Source organism: Deinococcus roseus (assembly GCF_014646895.1).
In the GTDB taxonomy this organism is placed as follows: domain Bacteria; phylum Deinococcota; class Deinococci; order Deinococcales; family Deinococcaceae; genus Deinococcus_C; species Deinococcus_C roseus.
Map to the genome: position 1 here is coordinate 12,321 of NZ_BMOD01000040.1, position 17,124 is coordinate 29,444.

The 17,124-nt window shown below is 54.7% G+C and carries 16 protein-coding genes; 5 read left to right on the forward strand and 11 right to left on the reverse strand.

Features of this window, described 5'->3' with window-relative positions:
- Positions 1-240: 240 nt before the first annotated feature.
- The 6 genes from IEY52_RS24815 to IEY52_RS24840 form a co-directional block, all read right to left on the reverse strand.
- Entirely contained in the window at positions 241-2,604 is a 2,364-nt protein-coding gene (locus IEY52_RS24815) for an isoamylase (RefSeq protein WP_189008786.1), read from the reverse strand.
- Between the two features lie 1,018 nt (positions 2,605-3,622).
- Positions 3,623-4,891: a DUF1963 domain-containing protein gene (locus tag IEY52_RS24820; RefSeq protein ID WP_189008789.1), complete on the reverse strand. Its 1,269-nt coding sequence runs from the start codon at positions 4,889-4,891 to the stop codon at positions 3,623-3,625.
- Between the two features lie 180 nt (positions 4,892-5,071).
- Positions 5,072-5,641 carry a recombinase family protein gene (locus tag IEY52_RS24825; protein ID WP_229684973.1) on the reverse strand — a complete coding sequence of 190 codons (570 nt, stop codon included), beginning with the start codon at positions 5,639-5,641 and terminating at the stop codon, positions 5,072-5,074.
- Positions 5,642-5,836: 195 nt separating this feature from the next.
- Positions 5,837-6,247, reverse strand: coding sequence for a hypothetical protein (locus IEY52_RS24830; RefSeq protein ID WP_189008792.1), 411 nt, complete (start codon positions 6,245-6,247; stop codon positions 5,837-5,839).
- Positions 6,248-6,565: 318 nt separating this feature from the next.
- Complete coding sequence (locus tag IEY52_RS24835) at positions 6,566-6,937, reverse strand: hypothetical protein (protein WP_189008795.1); 372 nt, start codon at positions 6,935-6,937, stop codon at positions 6,566-6,568.
- Between the two features lie 93 nt (positions 6,938-7,030).
- The gene (locus tag IEY52_RS24840) at positions 7,031-8,443 is read right to left on the reverse strand and encodes a HEAT repeat domain-containing protein (protein ID WP_189008798.1); all 1,413 of its coding nucleotides are present in this window, start codon (positions 8,441-8,443) and stop codon (positions 7,031-7,033) included.
- Positions 8,444-8,557: 114 nt separating this feature from the next.
- On the opposite strand from IEY52_RS24840, the gene IEY52_RS24845 reads away from it, so the two are divergent.
- Entirely contained in the window at positions 8,558-9,139 is a 582-nt protein-coding gene (locus IEY52_RS24845; RefSeq protein WP_189008801.1) for a DUF6368 family protein, read from the forward strand.
- Positions 9,140-9,334: 195 nt separating this feature from the next.
- Here the strand turns inward: IEY52_RS24845 and IEY52_RS24850 are convergent, their stop codons facing one another.
- Positions 9,335-10,189: an integrase core domain-containing protein gene (locus tag IEY52_RS24850; RefSeq protein ID WP_189008803.1), complete on the reverse strand. Its 855-nt coding sequence runs from the start codon at positions 10,187-10,189 to the stop codon at positions 9,335-9,337.
- A 2-nt stretch (positions 10,190-10,191) separates the two neighbouring features.
- Positions 10,192-10,479 carry a transposase gene (locus IEY52_RS24855; protein ID WP_189008806.1) on the reverse strand — a complete coding sequence of 96 codons (288 nt, stop codon included), beginning with the start codon at positions 10,477-10,479 and terminating at the stop codon, positions 10,192-10,194.
- A 107-nt stretch (positions 10,480-10,586) separates the two neighbouring features.
- Between IEY52_RS24855 and IEY52_RS26850 the strand changes: the two genes are divergently transcribed.
- Both IEY52_RS26850 and IEY52_RS24865 read left to right on the forward strand, forming a co-directional pair.
- Positions 10,587-11,021 (forward strand): DUF5615 family PIN-like protein, encoded by a 435-nt coding sequence (locus IEY52_RS26850; protein ID WP_229684974.1) that lies wholly within the window; start codon positions 10,587-10,589, stop codon positions 11,019-11,021.
- The gene (locus IEY52_RS24865; RefSeq protein WP_189008809.1) at positions 11,018-11,269 is read left to right on the forward strand and encodes a DUF3027 domain-containing protein; all 252 of its coding nucleotides are present in this window, start codon (positions 11,018-11,020) and stop codon (positions 11,267-11,269) included. Before IEY52_RS26850 ends, IEY52_RS24865 begins: the two co-directional genes overlap by 4 nt.
- A gap of 252 nt (positions 11,270-11,521) precedes the next feature.
- Here IEY52_RS24865 and IEY52_RS24870 read toward each other — a convergent pair whose 3' ends face one another.
- The gene (locus IEY52_RS24870) at positions 11,522-12,259 is read right to left on the reverse strand and encodes a hypothetical protein (protein ID WP_189008811.1); all 738 of its coding nucleotides are present in this window, start codon (positions 12,257-12,259) and stop codon (positions 11,522-11,524) included.
- Between the two features lie 105 nt (positions 12,260-12,364).
- Between IEY52_RS24870 and IEY52_RS24875 the strand changes: the two genes are divergently transcribed.
- On the forward strand, positions 12,365-12,658 hold the full coding sequence (locus tag IEY52_RS24875) for a helix-turn-helix domain-containing protein (protein WP_189008814.1): 294 nt from the start codon (positions 12,365-12,367) through the stop codon (positions 12,656-12,658).
- Between the two features lie 180 nt (positions 12,659-12,838).
- Here IEY52_RS24875 and IEY52_RS24880 read toward each other — a convergent pair whose 3' ends face one another.
- Positions 12,839-15,037 (reverse strand): AAA family ATPase, encoded by a 2,199-nt coding sequence (locus IEY52_RS24880; protein WP_189008818.1) that lies wholly within the window; start codon positions 15,035-15,037, stop codon positions 12,839-12,841.
- Positions 15,038-15,155: 118 nt separating this feature from the next.
- Positions 15,156-15,380, reverse strand: a complete 225-nt coding sequence (locus IEY52_RS24885) for a helix-turn-helix domain-containing protein (RefSeq protein ID WP_189008821.1) — start codon at positions 15,378-15,380, stop codon at positions 15,156-15,158.
- 272 nt (positions 15,381-15,652) lie between these two features.
- Here IEY52_RS24885 and IEY52_RS24890 point away from each other — a divergent pair, with 272 nt between their 5' ends.
- Positions 15,653-16,765, forward strand: coding sequence for a tyrosine-type recombinase/integrase (locus IEY52_RS24890; RefSeq protein ID WP_189008824.1), 1,113 nt, complete (start codon positions 15,653-15,655; stop codon positions 16,763-16,765).
- The last annotated feature ends 359 nt before the right edge of the window (positions 16,766-17,124 follow it).

A 17,124-nucleotide genomic window follows, 5' to 3' on the forward strand; every position in this document is an offset into this window, starting at 1 on the left:
CCCATCAATGCATCTGCATCGATCATGGCAACGATTCCATTGAAAGTGATCTTAATGTACCGAAACCCTCAAAAGATTGCAAGCCAGCCACGGAAGCGATTCCATACAACTTGCTGATTTGCCCCACTTCACTCAACACCTGATCCTCCCAAAGCCCTGTTGGGCATGCATCTTGTGCATGGGCGTTTTCTTTCAGGCACCCTGAAAACGTCAAAAAGGGGCCATTGCTGGCCCCCCATTTCACTTGCTGACCAGCACCAGCATGCCCCTGGCGCACACCGAGTAGACACTGCCCTGCACACCCACATTGGTGGCAGCATTCAGGTCCACCTGACTGGCCCCTTCAGCCCAGGTGCAGGTGTCGGTCACCCGGTACCAGCTTTTCCCAGTCCCGGGATTGGGGAAGGTGAAGTTGATCGCAGCAGACCAGCCGTTGTAACCCACGTAAATCCCTGTGATGCCTGTTTCCCCGAGCTCACTGGCATCCACGCGGTAAGCAAAAGCATGTTGACCCGAATCGGCGGTGAAGGTGCTGTTTGCAATGGTGCCATCTGCCTTGAAGGTCTGGTATTGCTCCAGTCCGTTGGCATTGCCGTCCGTGAACCCGTAGAAGTTGGCAGGACGCAACGCAGCATGGGCTTTCCTGAAGGCAATCATGTTCTGGCTGAAGGTTTTGAAATTGGTCTGGTCGGTGCTCAGGCTGTAATTCAGCCAGTTGGCGCTGGAATCCAGGTTGTAGGCGTTGTTGTTGCAGAACTGGGTGCGCAGGAATTCATCTCCACCCGTGAACATGGGGGTTCCAGCGCTCAGCATCATCAGTGCCATGGCGTTTCTGGCGGCCTTGCGCTGGTCTGCAGCAATGTTGCCCTGGTCCCAGCTGTTGTTGATGTCGTCTCCTCCATCGCTCACCCCATAAGGCCAGGCCTGGGTGTTGTTCTTGCCGTTGCAGGAATACACATCCTTGAGGGTCATGCCGTCGTGGGCCACCACGTAATTGATGCTGTGCCAGGGCTTGCGGCCATCGTCCTGAAACAGATCTGCAGAGCCGGAAAGCCGGGTGTACACCTGGGAGGGGGTGATGGCGTCTGTGCCGAGTTTGTTCTGGTCTTTGCGGATCACATCGCGGTAATCGCCGTTCCACTCGCTCCAGCCCCAGGGGAAGTTGCCCAGCTGGTAGGTGCCGGTGCCCACCGCCCAGGGTTCGGCAATCAGATCCACCCCACTGCCCCCCGCGTCCGGTCTGGGGGCCACATTGGCCACAATCTTGTTGAGGGCGGTGTTGACATCGGTTTTGTTGTAGGTGTAGCAGCCCACCTCGCAGGTGTTGCCCAGCACGGAGGCGAGGTCAAAACGGAAACCATCAATGCCGATCTCATCGCGCCAGTATTTCAGGGAGTCGATGATCAGGTTCTGCACATTGGGGTGGTGGGTGTTGAAGGTGTTTCCGGTGGCGGTGACATCAAAAAAGCCCTGCTTGTCACTGCTCAGCACGTAATAAGCGCTGTTGTCGATGCCCCGGTAACTGAGGATGGTGGCGGTGTCGTTGGTGCCCCAGGTGCCGCCTTCTGCGGTGTGGTTGTAGACCATGTCGATGATCACCTTGATGCCCCGATCATGCAGAGCCTTGACCATCTCTTTGAATTCGCGGGTAGGGCCTCCTGCGGTCTTGTCACAGCTGTACTTGCGGTCTGGCGCAAAGTAACTCAGGTTCCAGTAGCCCCAGTAGTTGTCGCCACTGGTGCTGGTGGAAGACCGTCCTGAGGCACTGTTGTTCACGTCGTTGCTGTCGTTGTCGGTGTCCTGCACGGGCAAAAACTCCACTGCGGTGATCCCCAGGGTTTGCAGGTAATTGGCTTTCTGGGTCACCCCGTAGTAGGTGCCCCGGCAGCTGGCGATGCTGGTGTCACCTTTGGTGAACCCGGCCAGGTGCACTTCGTAGATGACATCGTCTTTGAGGGCACGGGTGGGTTTGGTGCCGTAACTGGTGGTGTCGGTTTTCAGGACAATGCCTTTGGGGGCCACATTTCCAGAATCCTGGTTTCGGTAGCTGGGACCACTTGCGTAAGCAAAACCGGTGTAATTTCCCGAAGTGGGGCTGTTCTGGTCATGGCTCATTTCCAGGGCGTAAGGGTCCAGCAAGAGTTTGTTGGGGTTGAAACGGTTGCCGTTTGCGTCCACATCCGAGACAAATCCTGTTCCACTCCCTTTGGTCCAGCTGGAATTGTAGGGCCAGTTGGGTCCCCAGGCCCGGTAACCGTAGTACACCGTGCTGATGCCTGCCCCGGTCAGGCTGGAAACGGGAACAATGACCTTCCAGATGTTGGTGGCGATGTCTTTCACCAGGGTGTACTTGAGTTTTTCTGCGGCTCCAGCAGCCTGGGCATACAGGTACACATCCATGCGTGTGGCTTTGGAAGACCAGATGCGGAAGGTCACGTGGGTGGTTCCGGTGTTGTTGCCCGTGGAATCGGTGTAGCGTGCGCCCAGCGAAGTGGGGCTGAGGGCCTGGGATGTGATTTCAGTGGGTGCAGCAGGAATCAGGGTCTGGGTGGAGCAGGCAGCAAGAGACAGCATGAGGGTCAATCCAAAGGCAACGTTTCGCATTTGAGCTCCTTGAATGGGTTTCCACGGCAGGGAAGCACAAGCAGCCTTCCCATGGGTGGGCAACTGGGTTTTTGAGGTAAAGTCACCTTAGCACCTCATGGCAACGATTCCAAGTGAACATGAAAGAGTTGTATAAACAACTTTGTTTACAGAAATGCTTCGTCTGGGTTGAAAAAAGCCCAATTTTTTGCGTTTCCAGTGTTGTTTTTGGGGTTTTGTAACGAATGAACACGAAACCATTCCTGCTGGCCCTGGCTTGACATGGGGGATCTCCCTGACCTAAAGTGGGATCCATGACCGATGGAATCGATTCCATTTGAGGGCGGCACCTTCAATGGAATCCAACGCTGGTCAGCAAAACCCCAGACATGACTGAACCTGTCGGTGGCCCCAAAAGCAGGGTGGACCATCCAACAACCCCTTCCACCCTTCGCTGGCAGGTCAGGACATGCAATGGAAAATCCGCACCTTCCCCATGACGCTTTCACCGCCTGCATCACATCTTCCTGGCGTCTTCTTCTGCTCTGGTGCTTTGTCCTGCACCCGGATTTTTCCGCCCCCAGCCCATCCCATGGTCCTGTCTTCTCCGACGACACCTTTCAGGGCCATGAGGTGGGTTTTTTGGTGTTCGTTCTGCCCCAGAGGTGAGCAGATCAATCACTGCTGCGAAAGTAAATCCCATAAAAATTCTTTGCATCCTCGAAAACAAATGTCCTGAATTCCATGATCCAGTAATCGGGTGTGACATGATCAGCCCCTTGAACACGAACCCTTGAACACGAACCAGTGTAAACCAGATCGTTTTCACTTGCCCTGTGCTCCCTGCTGGTCCTGAGGCGCACAACACGCATGCCAGCAGAAGGCCGATGGACTGGCCCCTTCTGCTGAACAAGTGAAGGGGTTTTGTAGACGCTTACTTGGGTCAGTGCCAAGTTGAAGACCACTCAGGAAATACTCATCATTTCTGTGGGGATGTCTATGTGCAAAATCACAACCTCTTCCGTGTAAAACACCTTTTTCAGGTGCACTGCCAGTGAAAAGCACTGACTCGACAACTGTCACACCAGAACGTATAGGCTATGCCTCCACTGCCCCACAGCCATGCATCCCCTTCTGTGGTGGGCAAGTCTGAATCCAATTGCAGGATAAACGTCATGACCTTTCCACATTGCGAACACTCTGGATAATCTGGGCTTTGCACCCAGGAAGGGTATCCCCCCAATCGGTGCAGGTTTTGCCGGCTGTTGGCGTTCCCCCACTCTTGCCAGCGCCATCTCGGAGGCGACTTTGCAAGCTGCACCCTGGTTGTCGGCAAAGGTTGGGCAGGGAACTCTGGTTCATCAAAAACCTCTTGCACGTCCAGACTGATGGGGAGCCCTTGGGAGTCATGCTGGTAGTACAACACACCACCATCCCAGCCCATACAAGACAGACACGTGGCAAAGGTCAATTGAGGCAGGGAGACGTGCAATTCTGCCGGTACGGGTTCAAGGCTAATGAGTCGATGTAAGGGCTGCCCGCATACCCCACAGATTCGGTCTTCCAGGGTCCCCCCAAAGAGGTGTTCTTCAGGTTCTGTGGCCAAGGACCAGGTGGGATGATGGTGGTCCTGAAAATGCCACCTGGGCATATAGCCTGATTCTGTGAAGGTCAGGTGCCAGCTTTGCTCTTGATACAGTGGGTCAAGAGACCCATCTTTCAAGTGAAAACCAACTTCACTCAACAAGTAGGTTTCTCCCCCCACCGATGAAAGAGGCTTTGAAAGTGGGGCCAAAGCAGCATGAAGGGTCGAAGGAGAGCGGGCTTCCAACAAACATCTCTGGGCGAAGGCCCAGTCTCTTCGGTCCAGCCCCTCTTTCCAGCGCTCGGCAGATAGAAAATCCAGGTATAGATCACTGGACTCACGCCAGGGATAAGTTGTGCGGACATGGAATTTTAACTTGTAAAGACTTTGCAGATAAGGATGTAGAATGGTGGGACGTTGCAACCCGATATCCCCAATCAGCCTGTTTGCCCGCTTGTGCATAGGGTTAGCCTGTAAGATTCGCAAGGCTGTGGACGCCAGAACAGGTAAGTCTTCCTCAGCCACGTGACTGACCGCTGCATCAATCATTGTTTCGTATCTGTCTCTGGGCAGTTGGAGGGCAAACAAAACAAAATCAAGTGCTTTTTGTGGATCTTTGTAGAAAGCATCGATGGTTTCAGCCATAGGGAATTTGATCCACCAGTTGCCATCGGGATCTAATTTAAAAAGTTGTTCTGGATTCCATGTAGGATCTGTGCTCATATACTGCTCCTTATGTTTTCTGGTATTGGCACCTTAATCATATATGTTTTTCGAAAACTAATCAAGGAATCAAACTTTCTGGACCAGGGTTTAATTTATGTTTTAAAAAGAAATAATATATACAAGAACTCTAAAGTAATCACAGGACCGTTTCACTAAAGGTCTTTCTCAGTTACACCCTTATACAGGTTTTTGCTTCTTCAAATACCGATAGTAGGTGGTCTTGGAGATGCCCAGCATCTCCTGGATGGCCTTGGGCGAATTGCTCGGATCGGCATGCAGCTTCTTAAGAATGACCTCCTGATTGGGCAGTAGTTTCTCAGGTCGACCCCCAACCCGGTTCCTGGCCCTTGCTGCTTCCAGCCCGGCTTTGGTGCGTTCCCGGATCAATTCCCTCTCGAACTCTGACAGGGCACCAAAAATGTGTAGAAACAGCTTGCCGTTCGAGGTGGAGGTGTCAATCCTCTCTTTGACGATCAACAGGTGGATGCCTCTGGATTGCAGCTGCTGCACGGTATCAATCAGGTTTTTCAGGCTCCGTCCGAGGCGATCAAGTTTCCATACGACCAGGGTGTCCCCTTCCCGGAGGTAATTCAGGGCTTCTGCAAATCCTGGCCGGTCCGTCTTGGCTCCGCTGCTGGTGTCCTTGAAGATTTTGACGCAACCTTCTTTGGTGAGGGCATCGATCTGCAGGTTGAGGTTCTGGTCCCGGGTGGAGACCCGGGCGTAACCGACCATGGCGTTTTTCATGAAACCAGTATAGTTCGGAAACTCATCGATATACCACTGTTTCTTGACATTAATTGACGAACGGGTTTCCGAACCGAAAAACGCTGATTTGACGGGAACGGTTTTTCTGGGTCAGGGGAAGTCCAGAAAAGGACCGATTACCGAACCCAGCAAACTGCCTCTTGATGGGTAAATCAGAAAGAAGGTAGCAGGAGTTTAGTCATCAGCTGCCACTGGTGGGCCTTCAAAGAGGCTGGAGCCTGCAAAATACAGCACCTTGCAGCCAGCACACTTGAACCCCAATTCATGAGACTTGCGCACATACCACTCCAGTGCCTGACCACAACGGTTGCAAGGTGGAACACCAGGGCGTTCGGCTTTTCTGCGCCTGGGATCCTGCATGATCCGTCTGAGCTTGCGGACATAACTTTTCTTGTGGATGATCCTGGGATTTCTGTGCCAGTGGTTGCTTCGCCAATAAAACCAGGTTTCGACGTCTGAACCGAAATCCACCATCAATCGGTGGCGATCATCAGACATCAGGAAATCCTTGCGGTGAATCAGGCGAAACTCGGGATCATATTGGATGTTGCTGGAAGCTTCCACCGGGTCCAGGAAGGGCCCCATGTCTTCCAGGCTCCTTTGCCTGCAGTACAGTTTTCGCTGGAAATGGGCCAAATCAGGCACCCTGAAACCCTCAATGTCTTCACTCCAGTGGCACAGGGGGCAATGATCATCTTCGACTGAGTAAGGTGCCACCACCACCTGTTCTGTGTGGACCAGGGCCCCACAACCTCTGCAGGGGAGTAATTTTTGTTCAGGCATTTTGGCAAGGACTCTGTTGAATTGGGCCATGGCCAGCCCCTAAAGCGAGTTCTTCAAAAGCATGATAAGGGATTTCATTGGCTGGTCTGCAGGGGTCATTCTTTCAGATCATTCCACTCATCACCTTGAAAAGCCCGGAGGGACCAGTTGCTGGGCAATGCGCTGAAATTCAGTCCACTCCAAACGTTGCACCAGAGCGTCATCGGGCTGAGGATACTTGCCCGTTCTGGAGTGGTTTTCCCAATGCTCCAGAGGCTGACCCAGGTAAGCTTCCATGTCCAGGATCAGCTCATCCAGTGAAGGGTAGTGTTTCCGGAAGACCAGACTGCTTTCGTCCAGTTGGTAAGGCTTGAATTTGATCAGCACATCATTTCCCTTTTGGATGATCACATGCCGCACCTGGCCGGGTATATCTGAAACATTAGAAATATCGATGCAGACAGCATTTTCACGCCCAACCAGCAAATGGGATTCCAATTCTTCTTTTTTCATCTTTCTGACTCCTGCTCCCACTGTAGAGCAGAAATGCCAGCCTGTAATCCATCAGAAGGCGGATGGTCTGGGCTTTCAAGCAAGATTTGTAGGCTAAAACCGTCGCCGGAAAAGGCCCTGGGCTTGAGCCTGAAGGCCCTCCATCTCACCCTTTCCTTCTTCTGACAACTCGTGCAGCACCTGGTGGATCATGGGATCTTTGCGGAATGCATAGGAGGGCATCGCTCCTCCCGTCTGAAACGCCTCCTCCACTTCCTGCAACACGTCCATCCGTGTTTGCAGGCTTGGATGTCTGGCACCCAGCAAAAAGACCTCCCGGGCCATCGGAAGATCAAAGCTAAACCTGGCCACCGTCAGGATCGCTGCCCTCACCTCTCTGGCACCTTCTGCCCCGAAATGCATCTGGAGGTGCTCCACCGTTTTCAAGCGGTTTTCCTCGTCCAGCCTGGGAACAGGTGCCCCGGACCGGACAAAAGGAATCAAACCCAGCGCGGCCTGCTGACGCACTGCAGGCTCCGGGTCCTGCAACATCTGCATCACATCCGCCCAGATGGTTTTGAGGTCTGAATCAGGATACAGGTCTGCCTCCACCTGCTCACGGACCTGTTGGATGAAAGCTGCCCGAACCCTGGCATGCGGGCTGTATCGCAACAGGTCATCTGGGTAAAGGGGAACCCCAAGACTGCCGAGCAAGGGGATCACCAGGGTGACCATTTCTGGATCCGCATCATGCAGGTGGCGCTGAAAGAGGTCCTGCACATCAACGGCTGTGGCAGGCACGGCAAAATCTGTGTGGATTCGCCGTGTGTTCTCTTTCTGGGATCCGCCAGGGTGGTTGACCCTGGACAATGCGGCCAGAGCTGCACGTCTCAAAACCAGAGATTGACCTTGCAGCAGAGGCAACAGCCAGAAATTCGCCTGATCGGATGTCAGTCTGCTGAAGACGGTGACCACCCCATGCGAAATATCCTCAGGACCCGCCAGCAATTCTTGCAGCGAAAGTACGGTCTCGGCTGCCAGTGTGGGTCGATGCCCCAGGATGTCCAGGGCCTGCAACTTTCGTGCGCTGGGCTGCTCACGGGAACGCACGAGGTCAACCAGATCCCTTTCGGTGCTTGAAGCAGAAAGTCCAAGAGATTGCATGTGGTAACCCCACAGCAAATCGTCCACCCAAGGTTCTGGCGAGGGAAGGAGGGCATACGTGAGGTCTCCTTCAAAGTGAAAACGACCCTGATTTGGGGCTGCACCCACCAGTCGGTTGTCCTCCACGAACACCACATAAAATTCCTCATCATGACCACAGTGGGGGCAGTCTTCTGTGGCAGCGTCCAGCACCACCAGACCCTGGGCTGGGTTGCCAGTCTGGTTTCCTCCCCATTCGAGGGTGTCTCCGAGGTGGTAGGTGTGTTGCCAGGTGTCGGCATATTTGAATTGAATGTGTTGATCAATTTCAACCTGGCAGTGGGCACAGGGCTGGTGCAAGATGAAAGTGTTGAAGGTTCCCATGTTCCAAGTTTACCGTTCTGGTGGGAGATTGACCGGATTCAAATGCACCCCGCGTTTCCCACGGTGTTGACAGGTAAACTGGATGGATCCGTCTGATGATTTGGTGGAGGATTTGTGGTTGAAGTCGATGTCAGCATCTTGTTTCATCAAGACCTGGAAGCCATCCAGGCAGACCTGTTTCAGTTCTTCCAGAAGTTTGGAGGGCTGTCAAAGCAGGGCCACAACCACCATCTGCTTACCCTTTACGAATTTGACCTGCAAAAAGACCTGGTGCTGGAATGGCCCATCACGTTGGCTGTCTCTCTGTACCCCCATGCTTCCGGAAAGTTGGAAGAGGACCTGCATTATTTTGAAACCCATGTGGGCTTTCAGCCAGGGAGTTGCGTGACACTGGGAACGGTCACCCGGCATCCCCAGGCGATCCCGGTGGTTTATGGGCTTACTCTGGCTCTGGCACGGGCATTTTCTGGGGTGGTTGAGGTCGATGATCCGCTGATGGACCGTGGTCTGGAAGAAAGGGACTGGCAGACGGGCTTTGCAAGGCTGCAGAAACAATTTGTTCCCCATCCAGGCCAGATGTGGGCTGCACCCTATCTGACAGCCGACGAGGAAATCTGGTTCTTTGCTGTATTGGATGCTGATTTCCTGGAATGGCTACTGAGCCAGAATAACCGATGGCCCCTGCTGGGCAGATAAAGACTTTCTGATTTGAACACCCCTTCTACGTCACGGAGCGTTCAGACGGTGAACCCAGACCCAAACCCGAGGGTCACCCAGACCTGAGTGACAATTGGGTGGGAGCAGGACACCTGAGGGTTGGAGACAAACTCAAACAGGCCGACGGCACCCTGGGTGAGGTCCGGTACGTCAGGTAGCGCCCCAGAAAATCCTTCAAGAAGTTACGAGAATCTTAGCGGATTTCTGTAGAAATTGCATTGGGGTCAGGTACTGCAGTGCCGAATGAAGGCGCTCCGTGTTGTACCACAAACGATATTTTGACAGCAGCTTCTTCAACTCAGAGAGGTTCTGCGGGTCATTGCGGAAGATCACCTCGTACTTCAAGGTCCGATTTAACCGCTCCAGCATGCCCATCCCCCCTTTCTGCGAGGTCCGGCACCTCACCCATTCGCCCACCTCCAGGCAGACCGCTTGAAAAAAGTCAGACGTAAAGTCCGATCCCGCATCACTCTGGATCAAAAACTTCTCCACTGAGACATGTTTCTTTAGCTCTGCTACCGCTAGCTTGAGGCTCAGCACGGCGTTTGAACTCGACAGGGTCGGAAAGGCCTCTGCAGCCAGACACAAGCGACTTTCTACGTCCAGCACCTGATATATCCACACTTTCCCCTCTTTGGGTAGTTTGACCATGGTGGCATCGATCTGCAATCTCCTCCCTTCAGGCCACTTGCTCTCGGGTAGGGTTTCAATCTTGGGCTTTCTGCGCTTCACATGGGGAGTTGGGCTGAGTTTTTCCTTGCGTAGCCAGCCTCTGAGCCATTCCCGCCCCACCTGCATTTCCTGGGCCACCAGGGCCTGGTACAGCTTGCGGTAGCCAAAGGTCGGATGCTGTTGGGCCAGGGTCCGGACCACTTCCCCGTGATCTTGATGCTTTTTCTCTCGTTTCAAACGCTGTTCTTCGCCTTGGATGTAATCGCGGAGTCTAGAGTATTTCACTCCCACCAAGGAAGCAAAACGCCTCATACTGATCTCGGGATGCTGCCGGTGGAGGGCCACCAGTTCAGGCATCTCTAGAGTCCGCGCGCTCTCTTTGCGATGTAGAGTTCCAGCTCCTTTTCGGCCAAGAGGCGTTTGAGCTGATCGTTTTCGTGTTGCATCGCTGCACTGGGCGTTTCTTTTTTGCTCTCGGTGAGGGCCTGCATGCCACCCTGGACGAACTGGTCCTTCCAGCGATAAACCAATGCTTCGCTGACCTCATGGCGTCGGGCGATGGTAGCCACCGATTCTTCGCCTTTGATGACTTCGAGGACAATCGTCTGTTTGACGTCTGCGGGCCAGTTTTTACGTTGTTTTCCCATGGTGGTGCCTCCAAAAGGCCGTCTGAGAGTAGATTCTCTTCAGTCTACGGCTTTTCTGGAAGGTTTTCCTGGGGCCTTACCTCAACACCATCCAGGAAGCCCGCACCATGTACAATCTGGAGGTTGAAGAAGCGCATACCTTCTTCGTGGGCACCCAGGGCTGGTTGGTGCATAACTGTGATGAAATAGCGAAACGTGAGTTGCTCTATGTGCTTCAAGCTCAGCTCAGAAAGAAAGCTGGATTTAGTGATAAAGGCACGCCAATATTGATAGATGAGAATTTAACAGGTTCAAAGCTATATAATGAACTTGTAAGTAGAGGATATAATGTTAGAAGCGTAGAGGAGGTACTTGGGGTTGGTACGCCAGATGAAGACATCCTTAAGTTTGCTCAAAGTGCTGGAGTACGAGTACTAACTCGCGATAGAGGTAGACAACTTGACGGTGGTTTTGGAAGTCTTGCCATTCAGCTGGATAGAAGAGTCAAGTCTCCCAATGAGATAGCGAGAGTTATTGATCTTAGCTTGAAGGAGAAGAAGTGAAGAAGCTCAAGACGGATAACCAGCACTTTAGAGAAACCCACAGAAGATGGATTTCTTCTGGTTACCATTATGAGAATATTGATTCTGAGGATATTCGTCCGCAATGCATGGATTGCATTTTCTATATAGAATTGACAGGAAAATTTGCTGCAGATTGGGGAGTTTGTTCTAATGTATTATCGCCTGCTGATCGATTGGCAGTCTTTGAACATGATGGATGTGAATTCCAAGTAGAAGCTGAAGAATAAACTAGTATGGCATCAACCAGTATCAACAGGAGCCCTCCCTTTAATGGGAGGGCTTTCCCTTTGCCCCCAGCCGCAAACTCAGCCGACCTCCAGTCGATGAAGTTCCCAGCGCGGGGATGAGGTTCAGCCGACCACCTGTGCGATTCTGCAGAAACTTCTGGTTTGGATGGAATGGGCTGAATTCTCATGGCAGGGGTCGGAAACAGAGGTTCCCTTTCGCGCGCTATGAGTCTCCGGGTCACGCCCGAAGGTTCATTGTGGCGCGTCGTTGGACTTCCACCACATCAAGGAACCTGCTTTCTCATTGATGCTCAAGTATTGCCAGTACCCGATGTTGTTCACCTTCACATACACCTCCACAGGAAGGTTTGGGTCGTACTGGAATGGGGTGCTCTTGCCATCAAAGAACACCGGAACCACAGGCCCAGTGCCCTGTTTGGCCCCCACCAGAGAGCCATAGCCGAAGTCATACTCGGGATTGTCCCGCTTCACCACCCCCTTCTCTACACTCAGCAGCAGGTAGTTCCAATAGCACTTGTAGCGGATCTCCGGGTAAACGCACCCAGACTGCTCCAGAAAGCTGAAGGATGCCTTGCTGGTGCGGTTGTTCTGTTCTGCTCCCAGTTGTCCAACAGAGACCGATGTGGTCATCAGCTTCAGAATGGCCTGAATGCTGTCAGCTTTGGCCGTGAGGCGTCCCTGCTCGCAGGACAGCGTGATCCAAGGGGTGGTCAGTTGATTTCCGGTCACGGTAGACCCTGTTCTGGTCATCCACTCTCGGAACAGGTTTCCATCCCGACTGGTGACCCCTTGATCGCAGTGAACCGTGGCTGTGAGGGTCTGACTGGGGTTGGGGAAGCTGCCCTCCAGGGTGACGGAAACAGACCAATATCCAGGCTCATACCAGCTGATGCGATCCAGAATGTTGCCCTTCTGGGCGAGGCTGAGGGGCAGGACCAGGGCGAGGGTGGTGAGCAGGGTTCGTTTCATGTTGACCTCCGCCCTCTATTATTCCTCATAACTTGTTATGACCGATCATAATCAGACTGAATGGGCTCAGTCGCAACCCAAGCGGTCTGTTCCCATGCTGAGGAAATGACCACTTACCGCACAGCGGAGGGCAAGCACGATGAACTCGCCTTCCGCAAGGTCCTCGGGGACCGCATCCGACAGATCCGCAAGGCCAAGGGCATGGGGCAGGACCTGATGGCCTTTGAAGCAGGTCTCCACCGCACCCACCCGAACATGATCGAGAACGCCAAGATTGACGTGAAACTCAGCACCCTGCTCCGCATTGCCGACGCCCTCGGGGTGGAAGTCTGGGAATTGCTGGACCTCACCCGAGAGGTTCATAGCGGGGGGGTGCCTGGGTCTTCTGGCGATTCATAAATCTGGGCGGTGGAACCCGTGGAAGCAGCGGAAGGGGTCATTCCCTCATCTGGGATGGGATTCCCTTCCGCTGGTCGGCCTGCGGGGTGGGCAGTGGCTGGGCAGTGGATACCCGACGTGGGGGTATCCACTGGTTCCGCTGGTTCCGCTGCTTCCTTTCCTTACACGGTATCCACTGCCTTAATCTGTCACCCCATCCCACACCTCTGGTCCTACGGGTGTGTCCGGTATGTTCAACTGATCCACCTCACCCAGCAACTTCTCACCCTCAGAGGACAGGGTATAGATGACCGTCCGCCCTGAGGTGGGCTTGGTCATGGTGATCAGTCCCATCTCGTGCAAACGGGTCAGCACCTCACGGATGGCGGTCTCGGATTTCTTCAGGTGCTGCTTCAGGTCTTTGATGGTCGTTTCTCCATGCCTCAGGTACAAGAGCACGGTCATCTGTACCTCAGACACGTGAGCATCAGGTCGCTGAGCACCCCGCTCCCAGCGCAGGTTCTTCTCATTTCGGTACAGGAGCACCTGCTGCTCATGCACATCCCGACCTGTAACATGCAGCACCGCATCGCTCCGATCCCGTTTGCGGTCCAGCATCATCAGCACATCCAGGTTGCTGGTGTGTGCCGTGTTCCCCATCGCCTGATCCAGGAAGTCCTCTCCTGTCTTCTTCCCTGGTTTCTTGGTGTGGTGCACCAGCAAGATGCACACATGAAAGGCCAGAGCCACCTGTTGCAGCAACATCATCACTTCAGACAGGAACGTGTACTCGTCCCGGCCACTTGGACAGGGTGGCATGAACTTGCCCCACACATCTACGATGATCATTCTGGGTCTGGGGCGGGACTCCAGCCAGTCCATCAGGGCCTCCAGCCCTCCCAGGTCCAGTCGGGGAATCTGCCACCACACATCCAGACGCAGGTCATCCACTGCATCCGTGCCCAGCATGATCTTCATACGGTCCTGAGTGCGGGTCTGACTGTCCTCCAGGGCCAGATACAGCACGTCCCCATGCTCACAGGCTTTGCTGTCTCCCAATGCTGCTTTCCCCTGAGCAATGGAGAGGGCGAGGCTCAAAGACATGAAACTCTTGCCCATCTTCGGGCGTCCTGTGAGCATCCCCAGTCCCTCGGTCAGCAGGCCAGGAATGATGAACTGCACCGGGTCAATGTCGATTGCCAGGAGTTGAAGGGCACTCATGCGAGTGGGAACGTGCTTGCGTTCTGGTAACTTGCCGAGTCGAGCCATGATCACATCCCGCAGGACAGCAATGGCGTCGGGTCGCTTATTGGTTTGTTCCTTCCCAACTTGGGGCTTGCTGAGATCTGGCAACTCCCAGCCCTGCTCCTTGAGAAAGGTCAGTCCATATTCTCGGTTGTGCGATTCTGATTTGCCCTGCACCAGACGATCAAGTTCGGCCTCCCACTGCTCCGGGGTGCGAGAACCGTCAGCAAACCACAGGGACATGAACCCTGGAGACCTCATCACCTCCAGCATCTCCTGTTGCTTGCCCATCCGACGGGCCAAATTCAGGAATGCCCATGCGGAGTTGTGCCGTTCAGCTCCTTCTGGAGGCTTACGCAGCATGGCCTCCTTCAGCAGGTCAAACTTGCCCCCATCCAGGTCCGAACGGGAAGATGGGAGGGCATCGGTAAGGGTGGCTTTGGATGCTCCGCCATTTGCACCCACCAAATTCTGGCTTATAACGTGCGCCACCACACCGACAGGGGTGCGCTTCACCCACAGGTCCAACTCCTCCAATGGAATTGGGCGTCCGTCCTGATCTTGCAAGTAGGTCATGCCCAGACCTCTGGGATGGATTGCCGCTCCAGCATAGGGCAGGAAGATCCACGAGCTGTCTGCTGCACCACCCTTGGGGAAGACCTCCACCTTGGGGTGCCCTGCTTCCGTAACAATTGTTCGCAGGAACCTGTGCATGGCAGGGTAGCCGACGGGTTCAGTGAGGAACAACCACAGGTGCATGCCCCCATTGGTCGACACCTCCGGGTACACATGAACCCCATGCTGGACACAGCGAGCCTGAATATCCTGCACCACCTTCTGGAAGCCGTCATCAGTGTCGTAATGCTTGCGGTCAATGTCGACACATCCCACAGGGGTGCTGTCTGCTGTTCCAGGGAGGCAACCCACACGACCCACATGGCCCTCCACGGTCAGATGCTTGAACAGAATCTCTGATGTGATGGGAGATTTCTCTGTGGTGCAGCCCTTGGTGCCTGTGACCGGGTCATGGCTGGTCATCCGTCCATGCTTGATGGGGTTCAAGGGGAACCAAGCGGTGAAGTACCGGGTGAACAAGCCGGGCAGGTCCAGATCAAGGGTGAGGGTGAAATCATTGCTGAGGGGTGTGCTGCTCATTGTTGCGCTCCTGTGGGAATGAGGGGGTGGCTTTGGTTCCGAGCGATAATGAGAGCAGATCCCGCTTCCATCTCGCTGTCTGGGGCAGGTTGACCTTTGTGGCAGAAGGCGACCTGCTTCACTCTGGTGTTCCTTTCTTCAGGGGGGTGGCCCGGACCTTGCGGCTGCGAGGCCCCAGGTACTGGGCTTTGAATTCATCGGCGTCCCGCTGCCTGATCACAAAGCCAATGAACGTTGACGGCAGCTTGCCCGACTGTCTGGCCCGTGCGAGTTGGTGCCTGCTGATCCCCAGGTACTCCAGGGCTTCCTCGGTGGTGAGCAGCACTTCGTCTGAATTCAGCATCGTTGCTCCTTTCGCGCACCCATTGCGTGGTCGCTACCTCATTCTCCCGGAAAGTGCAACCCCTCCTGTTATCGCAGAATGGGAATTCCTCCGTGCAGGATGAGGGAAACTCGGACGGGCCTCCGATCCAAACCCCCCCTACCAACACAAACCGACATTTCCTGTTCGGATTTGCTTCAAGGCTCTCCCAAACGAGGAATAATTCATTTCAGTTGACCTGACTTGTCAAACGTTAAGTTACCCCTGAGCGGGTCAGCCGAGAGGATTCCGAGATGAGCAAACGCGCAAATGGAGAAGGCACGATCTACAAGCAACCCAATGGAAGTTGGAGGGGAGCCGTGACCCTGGGTCATGACGAGCACGGCAAGCAGATTCGCCGTTCCTACACGGGCAAGACCCAGGCTGAGGTGAAAGCCAAGCTGCAAGCTGCCCTGCGGGAACACCACGAAGGGACACTGGTCCAGCGCACCCCCACCACCGTTGCGGAGTTCATGCAGGAATGGCTCAGGCACAAGGAACGGACCGTGAGGCAGAAGACCCATCTGGAGTACCGTCAGGTGGTCAAGCTGCACATCACCTCCCACATCGGAGGGGTCAAGCTGATGAAGGTCACACCCCTCACCATTGAGCAGTTGCTCTCCCATCTCTCTGAGAACGGGGCATCCCCGCAACTCCTCAAGCGGGTGTATGAACTGCTCAGGCAAGCCTTCTACCAGGCCGTCAGCTGGGGGCTGCTGGGGAGTAACCCGACCCAGAAGGTGAAGCCCCCACGGGTGGAGGCCCGGACGCTCACCGTATGGTCGGGAAACGATGCGCGGACCTTCCTGGAGGCCATTCGGACCCATCGGCTGTACCCCCTGTTCTATTTGGCTTTGACCACCGGAATGCGTCGGGGTGAACTGCTGGGGCTGCACTGGGAGGATGTGGACCTGGAGGGTCAGGAACTGCTGGTGCGCTACAGTCTGGTGCAGTGTGGGCACGAGGTCCACCTGAATGCCCCAAAGACCCGAACCAGTTTCAGGCGCATCACTCTGTCGCCGGATACAGTTGAAGTCTTGCGGGAGCACAGGAAGAATCAGGCCGCTGACCAGAAGCTGGTGTTCCCGTCCACCCATGGAACCTACATGCTGCCCTCCAACGTGGTGAAGATCTTCGGGAAGCTGATCCAGCAGGCAGGGGTGCCCAGAATCCGGCTGCATGACCTGAGGCACACCTCGGCCAGCCTGCTGATTGCCAGCAAGGTTCCGGTGAAGGTGGTGAGTGAACGGCTGGGGCACACGGATGCCAGCCTGACGCTGAAGGTGTACACCCATGTGTACGAGGAGCAACGCAGGGAAGCCGCCCTGCCGATGACCGCTCTGCTGGGCTCAGGCCAGCTGAACTGAACACTCACAGGTGATGACCCTGTTGACCCTGCCCGAGTGAAACCCTGTGCCAGTGGGTGGATTTGGGCAGGGTCGTTTGTTGGGGTGCTTTCCCTGCTGCCCCTGTGGAATTGCGGGCTACCTCGGGGCTACCCTCTGAACCTGAGCCCTTGGGATTCCTCAGCCGGGATGATGTTGCCCTGGTGAATTCTGAGGGCTACGGACGGGCTGCCCTGTTCCCCTGCAATCTGCATTTGTGCTCATCGGGTGTGAGGAACTGAGCTTGTGCTGTTCGCCTCCTTCTACGTCACGGAGCGTTCAGACGCTGAACCCAGACCCAAACCTGAGGGCCACTCGGACCTGAGTGACAAGTGGGTGGG